This is a genomic window from Pseudomonas sp. C7.1 (genome assembly GCF_056312395.1).
In genome coordinates, this window is the sequence record NZ_JBWDTL010000003.1 from 3,951,371 (window position 1) to 3,968,939 (window position 17,569).

General features: G+C 60.1%; 17 protein-coding genes. 10 read left to right on the forward strand and 7 right to left on the reverse strand.

Going from position 1 to position 17,569, the window contains the following annotated elements; genetic code table 11:
- Positions 1 to 233: 233 nt before the first annotated feature.
- Positions 234 to 1,412, reverse strand: coding sequence for an acyl-CoA dehydrogenase (locus AC0T4W_RS21850; protein WP_476322790.1), 1,179 nt, complete (start codon positions 1,410 to 1,412; stop codon positions 234 to 236).
- A 182-nt stretch (positions 1,413 to 1,594) separates the two neighbouring features.
- On the opposite strand from AC0T4W_RS21850, the gene AC0T4W_RS21855 reads away from it, so the two are divergent.
- Positions 1,595 to 2,503 carry a LysR family transcriptional regulator gene (locus tag AC0T4W_RS21855; RefSeq protein WP_476322793.1) on the forward strand — a complete coding sequence of 303 codons (909 nt, stop codon included), beginning with the start codon at positions 1,595 to 1,597 and terminating at the stop codon, positions 2,501 to 2,503.
- Between the two features lie 99 nt (positions 2,504 to 2,602).
- Here the strand turns inward: AC0T4W_RS21855 and AC0T4W_RS21860 are convergent, their stop codons facing one another.
- Entirely contained in the window at positions 2,603 to 3,397 is a 795-nt protein-coding gene (locus AC0T4W_RS21860; RefSeq protein ID WP_476322796.1) for a hypothetical protein, read from the reverse strand.
- 297 nt (positions 3,398 to 3,694) lie between these two features.
- On the opposite strand from AC0T4W_RS21860, the gene purE reads away from it, so the two are divergent.
- The 5 genes from purE (at position 3,695) to AC0T4W_RS21885 (ending at position 7,004) form a co-directional block, all read left to right on the forward strand.
- A complete protein-coding gene (purE, locus tag AC0T4W_RS21865) occupies positions 3,695 to 4,183 on the forward strand; it encodes a 5-(carboxyamino)imidazole ribonucleotide mutase (protein WP_476322799.1) in 489 nt (162 codons plus the stop codon).
- Between the two features lie 42 nt (positions 4,184 to 4,225).
- On the forward strand, positions 4,226 to 5,311 hold the full coding sequence (locus tag AC0T4W_RS21870) for a 5-(carboxyamino)imidazole ribonucleotide synthase (protein ID WP_476322802.1): 1,086 nt from the start codon (positions 4,226 to 4,228) through the stop codon (positions 5,309 to 5,311).
- Between the two features lie 51 nt (positions 5,312 to 5,362).
- On the forward strand, positions 5,363 to 6,121 hold the full coding sequence (locus tag AC0T4W_RS21875; protein WP_476322805.1) for a substrate-binding periplasmic protein: 759 nt from the start codon (positions 5,363 to 5,365) through the stop codon (positions 6,119 to 6,121).
- Between the two features lie 69 nt (positions 6,122 to 6,190).
- Entirely contained in the window at positions 6,191 to 6,436 is a 246-nt protein-coding gene (locus AC0T4W_RS21880; RefSeq protein WP_476322808.1) for a GlsB/YeaQ/YmgE family stress response membrane protein, read from the forward strand.
- 34 nt (positions 6,437 to 6,470) lie between these two features.
- Entirely contained in the window at positions 6,471 to 7,004 is a 534-nt protein-coding gene (locus AC0T4W_RS21885; protein ID WP_476322811.1) for a DUF3299 domain-containing protein, read from the forward strand.
- Positions 7,005 to 7,013: 9 nt separating this feature from the next.
- On the opposite strand, the gene AC0T4W_RS21890 is transcribed toward AC0T4W_RS21885, so the two are convergent.
- From AC0T4W_RS21890 to AC0T4W_RS21900, 3 genes are all read right to left on the reverse strand, one after another.
- Positions 7,014 to 7,913, reverse strand: a complete 900-nt coding sequence (locus AC0T4W_RS21890) for a D-hexose-6-phosphate mutarotase (RefSeq protein WP_476322813.1) — start codon at positions 7,911 to 7,913, stop codon at positions 7,014 to 7,016.
- Between the two features lie 105 nt (positions 7,914 to 8,018).
- Positions 8,019 to 9,395, reverse strand: a complete 1,377-nt coding sequence (locus AC0T4W_RS21895; protein ID WP_476322816.1) for a TRAP transporter large permease — start codon at positions 9,393 to 9,395, stop codon at positions 8,019 to 8,021.
- Positions 9,388 to 9,933, reverse strand: coding sequence for a TRAP transporter small permease subunit (locus AC0T4W_RS21900; protein WP_476322819.1), 546 nt, complete (start codon positions 9,931 to 9,933; stop codon positions 9,388 to 9,390). Before AC0T4W_RS21900 ends, AC0T4W_RS21895 begins: the two co-directional genes overlap by 8 nt.
- Before the next feature lie 197 nt (positions 9,934 to 10,130).
- Between AC0T4W_RS21900 and AC0T4W_RS21905 the strand changes: the two genes are divergently transcribed.
- On the forward strand, positions 10,131 to 11,231 hold the full coding sequence (locus AC0T4W_RS21905; RefSeq protein WP_476322822.1) for a TRAP transporter substrate-binding protein: 1,101 nt from the start codon (positions 10,131 to 10,133) through the stop codon (positions 11,229 to 11,231).
- A gap of 55 nt (positions 11,232 to 11,286) precedes the next feature.
- On the opposite strand, the gene AC0T4W_RS21910 is transcribed toward AC0T4W_RS21905, so the two are convergent.
- Both AC0T4W_RS21910 and AC0T4W_RS21915 read right to left on the reverse strand, forming a co-directional pair.
- Positions 11,287 to 11,559, reverse strand: coding sequence for a hypothetical protein (locus AC0T4W_RS21910; RefSeq protein WP_476322825.1), 273 nt, complete (start codon positions 11,557 to 11,559; stop codon positions 11,287 to 11,289).
- Between the two features lie 162 nt (positions 11,560 to 11,721).
- Positions 11,722 to 12,123, reverse strand: a complete 402-nt coding sequence (locus tag AC0T4W_RS21915; protein WP_160342913.1) for an acyl-CoA thioesterase — start codon at positions 12,121 to 12,123, stop codon at positions 11,722 to 11,724.
- 308 nt (positions 12,124 to 12,431) lie between these two features.
- Here AC0T4W_RS21915 and AC0T4W_RS21920 point away from each other — a divergent pair, with 308 nt between their 5' ends.
- The 3 genes from AC0T4W_RS21920 (at position 12,432) to pstA (ending at position 17,531) form a co-directional block, all read left to right on the forward strand.
- Positions 12,432 to 13,403, forward strand: coding sequence for a PstS family phosphate ABC transporter substrate-binding protein (locus tag AC0T4W_RS21920; protein ID WP_476322828.1), 972 nt, complete (start codon positions 12,432 to 12,434; stop codon positions 13,401 to 13,403).
- A 141-nt stretch (positions 13,404 to 13,544) separates the two neighbouring features.
- The gene (locus AC0T4W_RS21925) at positions 13,545 to 15,833 is read left to right on the forward strand and encodes an ABC transporter permease subunit (RefSeq protein WP_476322830.1); all 2,289 of its coding nucleotides are present in this window, start codon (positions 13,545 to 13,547) and stop codon (positions 15,831 to 15,833) included.
- A gap of 18 nt (positions 15,834 to 15,851) precedes the next feature.
- Complete coding sequence (gene pstA / locus AC0T4W_RS21930) at positions 15,852 to 17,531, forward strand: phosphate ABC transporter permease PstA (protein WP_476322832.1); 1,680 nt, start codon at positions 15,852 to 15,854, stop codon at positions 17,529 to 17,531.
- Positions 17,532 to 17,569 lie beyond the last annotated feature (38 nt).

Here is a 17,569-nt window from a genome sequence, read left to right on the forward strand (position 1 = left end):
ATGGGCGGACCGCGCAGGTTGAGCGCAGCGATACCCATCGGGCCTAGTGATGGGTTACGCCGCTGCGCGGCTAACCCATCCTACGAAGTCGCTTAGAACCTGCTTACGATCTCGCGAGCTAGAGCCATGCAAGGCAAAAACAGGCGAGGAAGCGGAGTGTACTTTTGTACATGAGCATTCCGAGCCTGTTTTAGCGCAGCAGGGCCGACGCGCAGCAGATCGTAAACAGGTTCTTAGAAGAACGCTTGCAGGCCGGTCTGAGCTCTGCCGAGGATTAGCGCGTGCACATCGTGGGTGCCTTCATAGGTGTTTACCACTTCCAGGTTGACCAGGTGGCGGGCCACGCCGTACTCGTCGCTGATGCCGTTGCCGCCGAGCATGTCGCGGGCCATGCGCGCGATATCCAGGGACTTGCCGCAGCTGTTGCGCTTCATCATTGAGGTGATTTCCACTGCGGCGGTGCCTTCATCCTTCATCCGGCCGAGGCGCAGGCAGCCTTGCAGGGCCAGGGTGATCTCGGTCTGCATGTCGGCGAGCTTCTTCTGGATCAGCTGAGTTTGCGCCAGCGGGCGACCGAACTGTTTGCGATCCAGGGTGTACTGACGCGCGGTGTGCCAGCAAAACTCGGCGGCACCCAGCGCGCCCCAGCTGATGCCGTAACGGGCGGAGTTGAGGCAGGTAAACGGGCCTTTCAGGCCGCGCACGTCGGGGAAGGCGTTTTCTTCCGGGCAGAATACGTTGTCCATGACGATCTCGCCGGTGACCGACGCGCGCAGGCCGACCTTGCCGTGAATCGCCGGGGTGCTCAGCCCCTGCCAGCCTTTTTCCAGAACGAAGCCGCGAATCTCGCCGGCATCATCCTTGGCCCAGACCACAAACACATCGGCGATCGGGCTGTTGGTGATCCACATCTTCGCGCCAGTCAGGCGGTAGCCGCCGTCGACTTTTTTCGCACGGGTGATCATCGAGCCAGGGTCGGAGCCGTGATCTGGCTCGGTCAGGCCGAAGCAGCCGATGTATTCGCCGCTGGCGAGCTTGGGTAGGTATTTCTGCTTGGTCGCTTCGTTGCCGAATTCGAAGATCGGCACCATCACCAGCGACGATTGCACGCTCATCATCGAGCGGTAGCCGGAGTCGATGCGCTCGACTTCGCGGGCGATCAGGCCGTAGCACACGTAGTTCAGGCCGCTGCCGCCGTACTCGGCGGGAATGGTCGCGCCGAGCAGGCCGGTGTCGCCCATCTCGCGAAAGATCTTCGGGTCGGTCTGCTCATGGCGGAAGGCTTCGAGCACGCGCGGGGCCAGCTTGTCGGCGGCGAACTGTTGGGCGCTGCCCTGCACCATGCGTTCTTCTTCGGTCAGTTGCTGGTCGAGCAGCAGCGGGTCGATCCAGTTAAAGCTTGCCTTGGCCATGCGAAAAACCTCGAATCAGAACAATAAGGGTGCGGGAACAAGCACCCGCTAAGCGTGGATTGATCCTAGGCGGCTTGTGACGGGCCTGCAAACGACTAATACGCACCTAGTTGTGCGCTTTGCTCACTTCGAGATAGCTTTGACCAGTCTATCTAATCAATCAAAGTGAGAGTGACGCACAGATGCGCCGCAAAATTCCCAGCACCGCTGCCCTGATCGCGTTCGAGTCCGCCGCGCGGCACCAGAGCTTTACCAAGGCGGCGCAGGAACTGAGCCTGACCCAGGGCGCGGTGTGCCGGCAGATTGCCGCGCTGGAGGCCTTCCTTAATATCGAGCTGTTTCGCCGTTCGCGCCGTGGCGTGGTGCTCACCGAAGCCGGGCAATCCTACGCGCGGCGAGTGGCTGGCCAGCTCGACGCGGTGGAGCGTGACACCCTGGCGGTGATGGGCCAGCAGGGCGCAATGAGCATCGAGCTGGCGGTGGTGCCGACCTTCGGCACGCAATGGTTACTGCCGCGCTTGAAGGATTTTCAGCGGCTGCATCCAGAGATCACGGTCAACCTGACCAACCGCACGCGGCCCTTTCTGTTTGCTGATACTGAGTTCGACGCGGCGGTGTACTTCGGCGATGGTGATTGGTCCGGTACCCAAGCGCACCTGCTGATGGGCGAGAACCCGATGCCGGTGTGTAGCCCAGCGGTACTGGGCGATAAGGCACAGCTAAGTGCCGAGCAGATCGCCAGCCTGCCGCTGTTGCAGCAAACCACCCGGCCTTACGCCTGGCGGCAGTGGTTCAACGCCCAGGGGCTGAATACTGCGTGGGACATGGCCGGGCCGCGATATGAGCTGTTCTCCATGCTGGCCCAGGCGGCCATGCATGAGATGGGCGTGGCGCTGATTCCGCCGTTTCTGATCCGCCGTGAGCTGGATGACGGGCGCCTGGTGATTGCCGCACCGCTGAGCCTGCCGACCGACAAGGCGTATTACCTGATGATCCCCGAGCGCAAGCTGGAGTCGGCGGCATTGTTGCTGCTGCGCGACTGGCTGGTGCGCGAGGCGCATGCCTATGCCCTTGCCCATGGCTTGAAATAGACAACAGCTTGTCAGGCTGTTGGCGTAAAGAGCTGCCAACCCTTTGACGGCGACTCGCCGGAAATTAGCTTACGCCGCGAGATAAGCCGCCTGGGCAGATTAGCGATTACGCAGGAATGCGTTGATAAAGTCGCCCTGGTTTGGTGCTTTTTCGTGGGTAGTGAACAGTAGGGCGGCATCGCTTTCGCGCAATTTGAGTTGCGCGTCAAAGCTGCACTGTACGGGTTTCAGCTCTGCTGCCTGGGCTTTGAAATCTGCGTTGTTCTCGCACAGGCTGGCCATCTGGCGAACAACTTCGCCGCAGAAGCTTGGCACGCCGAGGCGCTTGAGTTTGTCGTCATCAATGGCTTGCCAATCGACTGCCGTGCTCAGTGGCGTGCCGCAGGCTTTCGAGGCGTCCTGGTCAATTTGCTGCAGCTGTGCGCTGAAGTCGCTCACGCGCTGTTCGCGGTCGAAGCGGCTCAGCTTGTCTTGGATGCCCTTTTTCTTCTGCTGCTCGTACAAGGCCAGCAGGTTGGCCGGTTTGGCGTCTTTACTCTTGGTTTCATCGAAGCCCAGCTCAAAACCGTCGGTATTGGGCAGGTACAGCTGGAAGCGCTCGCCGCCCCAGCCCTGGCGCTTGACCAGCATGTTGTAAGCGCTGCCGTTAAGCGTGGTGCTGTAATCGCGCTCATCGTTGCCACGGTCTTTGATCATGGTGAGCAACACCACTTCATCCAGCGGGTGGTTGATGCCGCTGACCTGAACCAAGGCCTGCGTGTTATCGCTACTGGGTGCGACGGTCACGCTGATGCCGTTGCCGGCACCGAATACCTGCGGGTATTTGGCCAGCTCAATGGCGCTGGCGTTGAGGGTGAGCAGCGAAGTGGCGAGTAGCAGTGACAGCCTTGTCATGGTGGTGTCCTTAGTCATTAAAAGAGCGCCCAGTATAACCATGCCAACAGCCGAGATTTGTGCGCCAGGTCTGCTCGTGGCGCTCACCCGGTGCTGCGATAGCCTGTCGTCGCGTCGGGCGGCCCGCGACAAACGGCGCACCGGGGTGCACGCCAGCCCAGGCTTTACGCTATACTTCGCGGCCTTTGGCGGTCCGCATCGCCATAACTCATTCCCTAACAAGCCACGCCTGGTCTCCAGCGTGGCTTGTTAGTTTCTGCAGCGCCTACGGGCACTTGATGAAGAAGAGGCACGACGATGAGCGCACTGGTTGGCGTGATCATGGGCTCCAAGTCCGATTGGTCCACCCTTAGCCACACCGCCGAGATGCTGGACAAGCTGGGCATTGCGTACGAAGTGAAGGTGGTTTCCGCCCACCGCACGCCGGACCTGCTGTTCCAGTACGCCGAACAGGCGGAAGGCCGTGGCATTCAGGTGATCATCGCCGGTGCCGGCGGTGCAGCCCACCTGCCTGGCATGTGTGCGGCCAAGACCCACCTGCCGGTCCTCGGCGTGCCGGTGCAATCGGCGGTGCTCTCGGGCGTCGATTCGCTGTTGTCGATCGTGCAGATGCCCGCCGGTATTCCGGTCGCCACCCTGGCTATAGGCAAGGCCGGCGCGATTAACGCCGCGCTGCTCGCTGCCAGCATTCTTGGCCACCAGCACCCGCATTTCCACGCCGCGCTCAAGCAGTTCCGCCAGGAGCAGACTGAGACCGTGTTGGACAACCCGGACCCACGCGGTTAAGCCCATTTGTTGTAGCCCCGAGCATCAGGAGCAGATCGACCCATGAAAATCGGTGTAATCGGTGGCGGCCAGTTGGGCCGCATGTTGGCCCTGGCAGGCACGCCACTGGGGATGAACTTCGCCTTCCTCGACCCCGCGCCGGATGCCTGTGCGCAAGCGCTGGGCGAACATATCCGCGCCGATTACGGCGATCAGGATCACCTGCGTCAGCTGGCCGATGAAGTCGATCTGGTGACCTTCGAGTTCGAAAGCGTACCGGCCGAGACCGTGGCCTTCCTCTCGCAGTTCGTCCCGGTGTACCCGTCTGCCTCCGCCCTGCGCATCGCCCGTGATCGCTGGTTTGAAAAATCCATGTTCAAGGACCTCGGCATCCCCACCCCGGACTTCGCTGATATCCAATCGCAAGCCGACCTCGACGCCGCCGTGGCCAGCATCGGCCTGCCTGCGGTGATGAAGACCCGCACCCTGGGCTACGACGGCAAGGGCCAGAAGGTCCTGCGCAAGGCTGAAGATGTCGTCGGAGCCTTTGCCGAGCTGGGCAGCGTGCCGTGCATCCTCGAAGGCTTCGTGCCGTTTAGCGGCGAAGTGTCGCTGGTGGCGGTGCGTGCCCGTGATGGCGAAACGCGCTTCTACCCGCTGGTGCATAACCGCCACGACAGCGGTGTGCTGGCGCTGTCTATCGCCAGCACCGATCACCCGCTGCAGGCCCTGGCCGAAGATTACGTCAGCCGCGTGCTGACCAAGCTTGATTACGTCGGCGTGCTGGCCTTCGAGTTCTTCGAAGTCGATGGCGGCCTGAAAGCCAACGAAATCGCCCCGCGCGTGCACAACTCCGGGCACTGGACCATCGAAGGCGCCGAGTGCAGCCAGTTCGAGAACCACCTGCGCGCCGTCGCCGGCCTGCCGCTGGGCTCGACCGCCAAGGTCGGGGAGAGCGCGATGCTCAACTTTATCGGTGTGGTGCCGCCGGTGGAGCAGGTGATCGCCGTCGCCGATTGCCGCCTGCATCACTACGGCAAGGCCTTCAAGGCCGGCCGCAAGGTTGGCCACGCCACCCTGCGCTGCAAGGACCGCGCGACTCTGGACCAGCAGATCGCCGTGGTCGAGGCGCTGATCGCCAAGGCCTGAAGCCGGCTTTGTGACTAAGCTCTTGCGTACGACATACACAAGAGCTGCGTCATGAAGTATCTGTTGCTGCTGTCTTTGCTGTACCTGCCGCTTTGCCATGCCGACCAAGTGTTGCGCGCTGATTACCGCGAGCGCCCGCCGGAGATGCAGGCCCTCGACTCGCTGCCCGTCGGCCCGCTGATTGAGGTTCTGGACACCGCCGCGCAACGTGTCGGCGCGCGCATCGAGTGGCGCTATGCACCGTTCGCTCGCAGCCTGGCAGACCTCAAGAGCGGGCGTATCGACCTGGTGCCACGGGTGCTGTTTACCGCCGAGCGCACGGCCTACGTGCACTACCTGCCAGCAATCGGCTCCCAGCGCAAAAGCATCCGGTTTATCGTCAGAGCTGGCCAAGAGGCCAGCCTGCATAGCTATGCAGACCTGTATGGCAAGGTGATCGGGGTCAAGCGCGGCACCGCCTACTTCGACCAGTTTGACGGCGACAACAGCCTGCAAAAAAGCCTGGCCACTGATGACTACCTGCTGGCCGGGATGTTTCGCGCCGGGCGCCTGGATGTGATGGTGGTGCTGGACGCTGAAGCCATTGAGGCGCAGTTTCACAAGATCGGCTTTAGCGACTACAGCTATGCCGAGTACCAGTACGAGCAGTCCGTCGGTAATTATTACGGTGCGTCTAAACGCCATTATCAGGGCGACAAAGCGGTCATCTACGAGCAGCTGGGGCAGATGCTGCGCGGCATGCGCGAGAGTGGCGAAATTGCCCGCATCTACCACCGCTACGGCGCCGCACCGCCGGAGACCGAGCAATAGCGAACTGCCAGCTTTTCCTGTGGTCAGATCAACGGTCGTAAAATCTACCGTTCACTTGAGGAGGCTCGCATGAGCATTATCGGCATCATTTTTATCGGTCTGATCGTCGGTCTGATCGCGCGCTTTATCAAACCCGGCAACGACAGCATGGGCTGGATCATGACCATCCTGCTGGGTGTTGGCGGCTCAATTGCCGCCACCTACGGCGGCCAGGCGCTGGGCATCTACAAGGTAGGCGAAACCGCCGGTTTTATCGGCGCAGTGACCGGCGCAGTGGTGCTGCTGGTAATCTACGCCGCTGTCAGAAAGGACTAATGCCCTTTCACTCCGCTGCTTTGTGAGCCCGTCGATGCGCTATCTGCTGTTACCCCTGCTATTTATCAGCACCCTGGCCTGCGCCGAACTGCCGGAAACCGATTGGCTTGAGCTGATGCCACCGGAAGACCGCCAGGCCCTGGAGGACATGCCCGAAATCAGCCACCAGGGCGCAGAGATGGAAAGCGGCTTTTACAACCCCGGCGGCCTCAAGCAGCAGAATCAGAACCTGCCCGCAGTGATGTATTCGACGAAAACCGTCGCCGCCTTCGACGGCAAACCCATCCGCCTCGGCGGCTACCCGGTGCCGCTGGAAACCGACAGCCAAGGCCGCAGCACGCTCTTCTTCCTAGTTCCCTACCCCGGCGCCTGCATCCACGTCCCACCACCGCCACCCAACCAGCTTGTACTCGTTCGTTACCCCAAAGGCATCGAGCTCGAAGACATCTACAACCCACTCTGGGTCAGTGGCACGCTGAAGATCGAACAGGTCAATAACGAACTGGCGGATGCGGCGTATGCGCTGGAGGCCAGTCAGGTGCGCGTGGTGCAGGAAGACGACCTGTAGAGCAAGCTGCTAAAGCGGCTGGCTGCTGATACTGACGCTCAGCTGATGTTGCTCACCTGCCGCCAACACGCAGATGTCATCCAGCACGTTGGCGTGTTCGATACACAGCATGCCAGGCCAGGCATCAGCGGCGAATTGCGAGAGGCGTTGCGCCTTGTCGGTCCAGGGGTTCCATAGCACGGCCGAATTCGAGCCGTTGCTGTGCAGCTGGATGCGTCGTTGCCAGGCGCGGTCGAGGATGCTCAGCTGCGCCGGAGTGCCCTGGTAAATGCGGTCGGTCTCACCGCTGAAATGCAGTAGGCCTTCCTGCTGGCGTTGCTGCCAATCCTCCAGGGTTTCGATATAGCGGCAGCCGTGCAAGCCTTCGACTGCGACGTGACGAACATCGCTGACGGCAAAGTAGCTGTGCAGCGCCTGGCTGATGGTTAGCGGCGCGTCGCCCAGGTTGCGGCTGCTTAGCTGGATATGCAGGCGTTCATCCAGGCGAATGGACAAACGCAGTTCGGCGGCGTGGGGCCAGTCGGTCAGGGGTTGGGTGGTGCTGTTGTAGACGAATTCCAGGTGAATACCGTCGTCACGGCTGTCGATGCTTTGCAGGTGCCAGTCGAGGGTGCGCACCAGGCCGTGGGCCGGCGCGCTGTCTGGCTGCAGGTGCATGGCCTGCACCGCCTGCGGGTTGCGTTGCAGGCTGCCGAACCAAGGCCAGCACACCGGCACGCCACCACGTACGCCCTGGCCGCGCTTGTAGGCGGCTTGCTCGCTGAGCCAGATCAACGGCGGCTGGTCATCTGCTTGGTAGCTGAGGATCTGCGCGCCCTGCTGGCTGATCAGCAGTTGATAGGCGCCATAGCGCGCACGCCAACAGGTCAGTTGGTCCAGTTCGAGGCGTTCAACGTGGGATCTGGCCATCGGCGTACTCGTAGAGATAGTAATAAAGAGGGCTATTGGAGCGCAGCTTGCGCGTAGAAAGCAAAACGCCCGTCAATGACGGGCGTTCTGTGGCTGGAGCCTGGCTTACTTGCCGTATACCTGCTCTGGCAGCCAAGTGATTAGCCCCGGGAACTGGTAGGCAATCACCAACATCAGGATCTGGATCAGGATAAACGGCAGCACACCTTTATAGATGGTGCTGGTGGGTATCGATGCCGGGGTGACGCCGCGCAGGTAGAACAGCGCGAAGCCGAACGGCGGGGTGAGGAAGGACGTCTGCAGGTTCAGCGCGATCATCACGCCCAGCCACACCGGGTCCAGGCCCATGGCCAGCAATACCGGGCCGACAATCGGCACCACCACGAAGGTGATCTCGATAAAGTCGAGGATAAAGCCGAGCAGGAAAATCACCACCATCACCAGGAAGAACGCGCCAAGCACGCCGCCGGGCAACTGGGCGAAGATGTCCTCGATCATCGCTTCGCCGCCGAAGCCACGGAACACCAGGGAGAACAGCGAGGCGCCGATCAGGATGAGGAACACCATGGCGCTGATTTCGGTGGTGCCGTAGGCCACTTCGCGCAGCTGGCCGAAGTTCAGCTTGCCCTTGTAGAAGGCCAGCAGCATGGCGCCGAGTGCGCCGAGGGCTGCGGCTTCGGTTGGGGTGGCGTAGCCGGCGAGGATCGAACCGAGTACCGCGCCGATCAACAGCAGTGGTGGCACTAGGGCGTTGATCAGCTTGCCCCACTCGATTGGCCCCAACTCTTCCTGCGGTAACGCAGGCAGCTTCTTCGGCTGCAGGATTGCTACGCCGATGATGTAGAGAATGTACATGCCCACCAGCAGCAGGCCGGGCAGCAGCGCGCCAACGAACAGATCGCCGACCGAGACGGTCTTCGGTGAGAAAATGCCCATCTTCAGCTGTGCCTGTTGGTAGGCGCTGGACATCACGTCACCCAGCAGCACCAGTACGATGGATGGCGGAATGATCTGTCCCAGGGTGCCGGTGGCGGCCAGGGTGCCGGTGGCAATCGCCGGGTCATAACCACGGCGCAACATGGTTGGCAGGGCCAGCAAGCCCATGGTGACCACGGTGGCGCCGACGATACCGGTGGAGGCCGCCAGCAGCGCGCCGACCACACACACGGAAATCGCCAGACCGCCGCGCAGGGTGCCGAACAGCCGCGACATGGACTCCAGCAGGTCTTCGGCAACCCTGGACTTCTCCAGCATCACCCCCATAAACACGAACAGCGGCACCGCCAGCATGGTCTGGTTGTTCATGATGCCGAACAGGCGGTTAGGCAGGGCGTTCAGGTAACCGCCATCGAAGGTGCCGGTGAGGATGCCGATACCGGCGAACAGCAGCGACACGCCGCCCAGGGTAAAGGCCACCGGATAGCCGGCCATCAGGGCCGCGCAGATGCTGATAAACAGCAGAATTGCCATCAATTCAGCCATGCTTCACCTCCACGGCTGGCAGGCGGCCGGTGAGGATATTGGCGAATTTGATTAAGTCGGAGAGTCCTTGTAAGACCAGGCTGATCACCAGCACCAGGATGATGCTCTTCTGCAGGTAGACGAATTTCAGCCCGCCCGATTCGCTGGAGCCTTCCAGGGTCGACCAGGAATTAGTCACGTAATCCCAGCTGGACCAGCCGAGAAACAGGCACACCGGCAGCAGAAACAACAAGGTGCCGAGGCTGTCGACCAGGGCTTTACGTTTGGGGCTGAATTTCTGGTAGAAGATGTCGACGCGCACATGGCCGTTGCGTTGCAGCACCCAGGCCGCAGCGCCCATAAATACCAGGGCGTGGGCGTACAGCACAGCTTCCTGCAGAGCGGTTGCGCCGATGCCGAAACCGTAGCGTAGGACCACTACGATGGCGGTACCCAGCACCAGGAACAGGGTCAGCCAGGCACAGGCTTTGCCGAAACGGGCGTTAAAAGAATCAATCAGATGAGCAAGGTCGAGCAGCAGAGGCGGTTTATCGGACATTTTGAGTCCTTATGGTTATGGGCGTTGTGGGCAGGCAGGCCGGCGATTCTAGGCAGGCCTGTGTGCGTGCGGCAATGGCACTACAACTTTAGTCGTATCCGCTAGGCTTGAGAGTCACTTCCCCCTATGTTACTCAGGCGCGGTGGTTCCGCAGCGATCCTGTGGTCATACCACTACAACAATAAAAGGAGCTTTGCATGAAACGTCGTCAAATTCTCGCAGCAGCAGGCGTAGGCCTTGCAGCCACGGCACTGGCCGGCTGCAAACAAGAAGCTGAAACCGCTGGCAAGCCCCAAGAAGGCGCGAGCAGCCAAACCTTTAGCTGGAAAATGGTCACCTCCTGGCCGAAGAACTTCCCCGGCGTAGGCGTCGGTGCCGAGCGCTTCGCCAAGCTGGTTGATGAAATGAGTAACGGCCGCTTGAAGGTCAAAGTCTATGCCGCTGGCGAATTGGTGCCCGCGCTGGAAGTGTTCGATGCAGTCAGCCGTGGCACCGCCGAAATGGGCCATGGCGCGCCTTACTACTGGAAGGGCAAAGTGCCAGCCGCGCAGTTCTTCTGTGCCCTGCCGTTTGGCCCCAACGCCCAGGAAATGAATGCCTGGCTGCACAAAGGCGGCGGCATGCAACTGTGGGAAGAAACCTACAAGCCATTCGGCGTGCTACCGATGGCTTGCGGCGCGACCGGCGTGCAGACGGCTGGTTGGTTCAACAAGGAAATCAATGGCGTTGATGACTTCAAGGGCCTGAAGATGCGCACTCCGGGCCTGGGCGGCGAAGTGCTGACCAAGATGGGCGGTACCGTGGTCAACATGCCGGCCGGTGAAATCTTCACTGCGCTGCAAACCGGCGCCATCGACGCCACCGAGTGGATCGGCCCATACAACGACCAGGCCCTGGGCCTGCACAAGGCCGCCAAGTACTACTACACCCCGGGCTGGCAAGAGCCAAACGTGACCTTCGAACTGGATGTCAACATCAAGGCTTGGGAAACCCTGCCGGCGGATTTGCAGGCTATCGTCCGCGCCGCCGCTCGTGATGTGAATGGCGACATGCTCGACGATTACAACGCCAAGAACATGGAGGCCCTGGAGCAGCTCAAAGGTGAGGGTGTGGAAGTACGCCGTCTGCCGGACGAAGTGCTGGCCAAGCTCAAGGAAGTGGCCGCTGAAGTGGTCGACGCCAGCGCCGCCGCCGACCCGGTGGCGAGCAAGGTCTGGGCTCAGCAGAAGGCTTATCTGCAGCGCCTGTACGACTACGCCGAGCTGAACGAAAAAGACATCTACAACATCCGCGGCTGATTTTTCACGGAAAGCAAAACGCCGGCTCTTGAGCCGGCGTTTTCGTTGCGGGTGCTTACTTCTTCAACAGTTGCAGGTAATCCTTCAGCGCTTGCTCATCGGCGGCTTTGACGGTCATGCCGTTAGGCCCGGTGCCGATTTCGGTGAATTGCTTGGCCGGCTCGCCATGCTCTTTGAAGTCTTTCAGCTCCTGCGAGTCCTCACGGAATACCCACAGGCGGCCATCTTCAACTTCAGTGACGAAGCCAGGCTTGTTGAATTCAGAGGCAACAACGGAACCTGCGAACAGGCTGGCCAGCAGCATGGCGCTCAGGGTTATTTTTTTCATGGCTATTCCTGCGTAGTGGGTTGGCAACAGCGCAGAAATTAAAAGCCCGATATGACGGAATGGTTACAGATTTGAATATACGCTTTGGCAAATGTTTCAGGGTTTTTCGGGGGCAAGCGCCAGGGGGCTATTAGCTGTGCAGCAAGGCGCCCAGCGAGCGCCCTAGCGCCGTGCTGGCACTGGGCGCGTACGGCCGCTGCCGTCGATGGCGACAAACACGAACACCGCTTCGGTGACCTTGCGCCATTCGCTGGACAGTGGATCGTCGCTCCATACCTCAACCAGCATCTGGATCGAGCTGCGGCCCACTTCCACGGTTTGCGTATAGAAGGACAGCTGCGCGCCCACGGCCACCGGCACCAGAAAGGCCATGCGGTCAATGGCTACAGTAGCGACGCGGCCGCCCGCGACCTTGCTGGCCATGGCGGTGCCGGCTAAATCCATCTGCGATACCAGCCAGCCGCCGTAAATATCACCAAAACCGTTGGTTTCACGCGGCAGTGCGGTGATCTGCAAAGCTAGGTCGCCTTGCGGGATGGGGTCTTCCTGTTCGAAATCGTGCATCGGATAGGCTCGCGGCGCGGTTGTTATTAGCTCAATGCGGGGCTTGGCGGTGGCGGCGAGTCAGGCTTTGCGGCTATCGCGGGTGGGCCCAGCAGGCCCGCAGGAGTGCGTGCGCAGCGAGTATAGCGACTCGGCAGTCGCAGGGCGACCATGGCACTCGGCCCACTGGCCATTCCAGCCCTTTGTATGGGATGGCGAGAAAACGCGCCGTCATTCATCTAACTGTCACATTGCATACATAGAGTCGTCATGCGGCCTACAGATACTTGGCCCCGTTCAATCCAACACTAGTTTTCCAGGAGTAAGGCATGAAACTTAAGCGTTTGATGGCGGCCATGACATTTGTCGCCGCTGGCGTGGCTACCGCCACTGCGGTTGCTGCTGTCGATCCGGCTCTGCCGGCCTACCAAAAAGCCAGCGGCGTGTCGGGCAACCTGTCCAGCGTCGGTTCCGATACCCTGGCCAACCTGATGACTCTGTGGGCTGAAGAGTTCAAGCGTCAGTACCCTAACGTCAACATCCAGATCCAGGCCGCCGGTTCTTCCACCGCGCCACCTGCATTGGCTGAAGGTACCTCCAACCTGGGCCCAATGAGCCGCAAGATGAAGGACCAGGAACTGCAAGCCTTCGAAGAAAAGTACGGTTACAAGCCGACGGCCATCCCGGTAGCCATCGACGCCCTGGCGGTCTATGTGCACAAGGATAACCCGATCAAAGAGCTGACCATGCAGCAGGTCGATGCGATCTTCTCTAGCACCCGGCTGTGCGGCAATGCCAAAGACGTTGCGACCTGGGGCGATGTGGGCATGACCGGCGAATGGGCCGCTAAGCCTATGCAGTTGTTCGGTCGTAACTCGGTATCCGGCACCTACGGTTACTTCAAAGAAGAAGCCCTGTGCAAAGGCGACTTCAAGGCTAACGTCAACGAGCAGCCGGGTTCGGCTTCCGTGGTGCAGTCGGTTTCCAGTTCGTTGACCGCTATCGGTTACTCGGGCATTGGTTACAAGACTTCCAGCGTGCGCGCTGTGCCATTGGCCAAGAAAGCCGGTGAAACCGCTTATGAGGCCGACGAAGATAACGCAGTGGCTGGCAAGTTCCCGCTGGCGCGCTTCCTCTATGTTTACGTCAACAAGGCGCCAAACAAGCCGCTGAACCCGCTGGAAGCCGAGTTTGTGCGTCTGGTGATGTCCAAGGAAGGTCAGGAAGTTGTGGTGAAGGACGGCTATATCCCGATGCCAGCTCGCGTCGTTGAGAAGGCTCTGAAAGACCTGGGTATGTAATACCGAATAGGCATGGCCCGCTGGGCCATGCCTGCTTTGTTGCCCAAAGAATTCCTAAGGCCCGCATGCAGTGATGCAGGTGGGCTTTTTCGTCACTGCACTGTCATGTGACTGTCACAATATCCCGTTAGGGTGTCGCGCATGAACGACTTGACCGAAGCTGCCATGACTCCAAAACAGAACGCCCTGGGCATTGATTTCAATACGCCAACGCTCAAACGCAAGCGCCGCATGCGCGCCCTTAAGGACCGACTGACCGGTTGGTACGTGTCTATTGGTGGCCTTGGTGTATTGGTTGCCATCACGTTGATCTTCTTCTATCTGTTCTATGAAGTCGCTCCGCTGTTCTCCGGTGCCTCGATTGAAGAGCGCAAGGCTAACCAGGCGGTATGGCTCAGCGAGGAGCAGGGCAAGCCATTGTTGCTGGCCCTAGAGGAGCAGAACCAGGTCGGCATGCGCCTTACCGATATGGGCGATATCAGCTTTTTCAATACCAAAGACGCGAGCTTGATCAGCCAGCAGCGATTGAATATTCCGCAAGGCGTGACGGTGCAGTCCTACGCCGAAGATATTCCGGGGAGCCGCCGTTTGGCCCTGGGCCTGACCAATGGTCAGGCGCTGGTGATCTCCCATAGCTACAAAGTCACGTACCCGAACGATGTGAAGACGGTCAATCCGCTTATTGAGTACCCCTACGGCGAAGAGCCCATCACCCTCGACGCGACTGGCGGTGCGATTGAGCGCATCGGCATGAGCGTCAACTCTGGCAGTCTGCTATTAGCCGGCTCCAGCGGTAAGCAATTGCATGTGCTGGGTTTGGGGCGCGAAGAGAACATGATGACCGGCGAGGTCAGCCTTAGCGAAGAGCGTCTGGACCTGCCGCAGATTTCTGATCCGATTCAGGCTATTCATATCGACTCGCGCCATCAGTGGATGTACGTGGTCAACGGTCGTGCCACTGCGGACGTGATCAACCTGCGCACCCGTAGCTTGAATGGTCGCTACAAGCTGCTAGAAGACGGTGAAAACCGTGTCACCACCAGCACCTTTCTACTGGGTGGCATTTCTCTGATGGTGGGTGATGCCAAGGGTGGTGTCGGTCAGTGGTTCATGGCTCGCGAGCCGGACGGTCAATCGCAGTTCAAACATATTCGCCAGTTCCAGTTGAATGATGCACCTATCGTCAAAATCGCAGCTGAAGAGCGCCGCAAAGGCTTTATTGCTCTGGATGATCAGGGCCAGATGGGGTTATTCCACAGTACCGCCGAACGCAAGCTGAAAACCCTGCAGGTGGCTGAGCCAGGCGAGCTGATTGCGCTGTCGCCACGGGCCAATCGCATTATGGTTGAGGACGGCGATACGCTGCGCCGCTTTGTGGTGGATAACAAGCACCCGGAAGTGTCCTGGAGTTCGCTATGGGAAAAGGTCTGGTACGAGAGTTATGACGAGCCCAAGCATGTCTGGCAATCGACTTCGGCCAGCGAGGACTTCGAGCCCAAGCTGAGCCTTTCGCCACTGGCCTTTGGTACCTTGAAAGCGGCTTTCTACGCCATGTTGCTGTCGGCGCCGCTGGCCATCGCGGCAGCCATTTACACCGCCTACTTTATGGCGCCGCGCATGCGCACCAAGGTCAAGCCGGTGATCGAGCTGATGGAAGCGTTGCCGACGGTGATTCTCGGCTTCTTTGCCGGCCTGTTCCTCGCCCCATTTTTGGAAAACCACCTCCCCGGCATTTTTAGCCTGCTGCTATTTATGCCCTTTGCCATTCTTGGCGCCGGCTATGCCTGGAGCCGCTTGCCCGAGCGGATTCGCCTGAGTGTGCCGGACGGCTGGGAATCGGCACTGCTGATCCCCGTGGTGTTGGTGGTTGGTTGGTTTTCGATCTTCATCAGTGGCTATTTAGAAAACTGGCTGTTCGGCGGCAATATGCCGTTGTGGCTGGCCAATGACGTGGGCATCACCTTCGATCAGCGTAATGCGCTGGTAGTCGGCATCGCCATGGGTTTTGCGGTGATCCCGAATATCTATTCGATTGCTGAAGACGCCGTGTTCAGCGTGCCGAAGAGCCTGACGTTTGGCTCCCTGGCCCTGGGTGCCACGCCTTGGCAAACCCTGACCCGCGTGGTGATCCTTACCGCCAGCCCAGGCATTTTCTCGGCACTGATGATCGGCATGGGGCGCGCCGTTGGTGAAACCATGATCGTACTGATGGCCACCGGCAATACGGCGATCATGGAAATGAACATCTTTGAAGGCATGCGCACCCTGGCTGCCAACGTGGCGGTGGAAATGCCGGAGTCGGAAGTCGGTGGTACGCACTTCCGGGTGCTGTTCCTGGCGGCGCTGGTGCTGTTGTCGTTCACCTTTGTGATGAACACTGCGGCGGAATTGGTGCGTCAGCGCCTTCGCGTTAAATATTCGTCGCTCTAAGCAGTTGAGGAAGTAACGATGTCAATCAAGCGTGATTCCCTTAAAGGCTGGGTCAAGAGCGGCTCTCCTGGCGTGTGGATGAGTGGTGGTGCGGTTGCTATTACCATCATCATGACCATCGGCCTGCTGCTTGTGATCGCCAGCCGTGGCCTGGTGCACTTCTGGCCTGCGGACATTATTCAGGCCGAGTACCGCATCCCCGGTCAGGAACCAAAGGTTCTGATTGGTGAAGTGGTGCAGATGGAAGAAGTGCCAACTGCCCGCTTATCCAGTGCCGGTCTGCCAGTTGATGTGGAGAATGGCCCGGAGTTTATGAACCGTGAGCTGCTCAAGGTCGGTAACCGTGAGTTGTTCGGTGCGGACTTCACCTGGCTGGTGGCCGAGTGGTTGAACGACATCCAGAAGCCTGAGGGTTTGCTGGCTATTGAGCGGCGCGAGTGGGGCAACTTTTATGGCAACTTGCTAGCCGTCAAAGAGCAGGGCCAAGTGATTGCTGAGGGTGATGCAGCCTGGCCCGCGCTTGAAGCGCGCCTGGCGCGCGCCTCGAACCTCTATGGTGAGCTGTATCAGATTGAGAAAAGCGAGATCGGTGCCATCAATTACGGCATGGAGCGTATTCGTCTGGGCACGCGCAAGCTGCAACTGCAAGGCCGGTTGGATGCTGCCGCTCAGGCGGAGTTGGATGCAGAACGTGCGGTGCTCGATGAGCAGTACAAGAAACTGGAAGTGCGTCTGGCGGAGCTGAACCAGGCGCTGTCCCGTGACAGCATTCTGATGCGCGTCAGCGATGGCCGTGAGGTGGAGTTGAACCTCAGTAAAGTGGTTAACGCTTATCGCCCCAATGCAATGTCAACACTGCAGAAAGTCGGTTTCTACTTTGCCAAGATTGGCGAGTTCGTCAGCGACGACCCGCGTGAGGCAAATACTGAGGGCGGTATCTTCCCAGCGATTTTTGGCACCGTACTAATGGTGATGCTAATGGCCGTGCTGGTGACCCCGTTTGGCGTCATGGCGGCGGTCTATCTGCGTGAATACGCCAAGCAGGGCCCGCTGACTCGGGTGATTCGCATCGCGGTAAACAATCTGGCCGGGGTGCCGTCGATTGTTTACGGGGTGTTCGGCCTGGGCTTCTTTGTCTATGTGCTGGGCGGCTCGCTCGACAGTCTGTTTTTCCCGGAAGCGGCGCCGGCGCCGACCTTTGGTACGCCGGGCTTGATGTGGGCCTCGCTGACGCTGGCGATCCTTACGCTGCCGGTGGTGATCGTGGCCACCGAAGAAGGCCTGGCGCGAATTCCACGGGCTGTACGTGAAGGCTCGCTGGCGCTCGGCGCGACCAAGTCGGAAACCCTGTGGAAAGTGGTGGTGCCAATGGCCAGCCCAGCGATGATGACCGGCCTGATCCTCGCCGTGGCCCGCGCTGCGGGTGAGGTGGCACCGCTGATGCTGGTGGGCGTGGTCAAGTTGGCACCCTCGCTGCCGCTGGATGGCAACTACCCGTATCTGCACCTTGATCAGAAGATCATGCACCTGGGCTTCCACATCTACGACGTCGGCTTCCAGAGCCCCAACGTCGAGGCCGCGCGACCGCTGGTGTACGCCACCGCGCTGCTGCTGGTGATCGTGATTGCCACCCTGAATTTCAGTGCGGTGTATATCCGCAACCACCTGCGCGAGAAGTACAAGGCGCTGGATCATTAATCATCGCGTTGCGGCCTGCTGGCCGCAACGGCTTAACG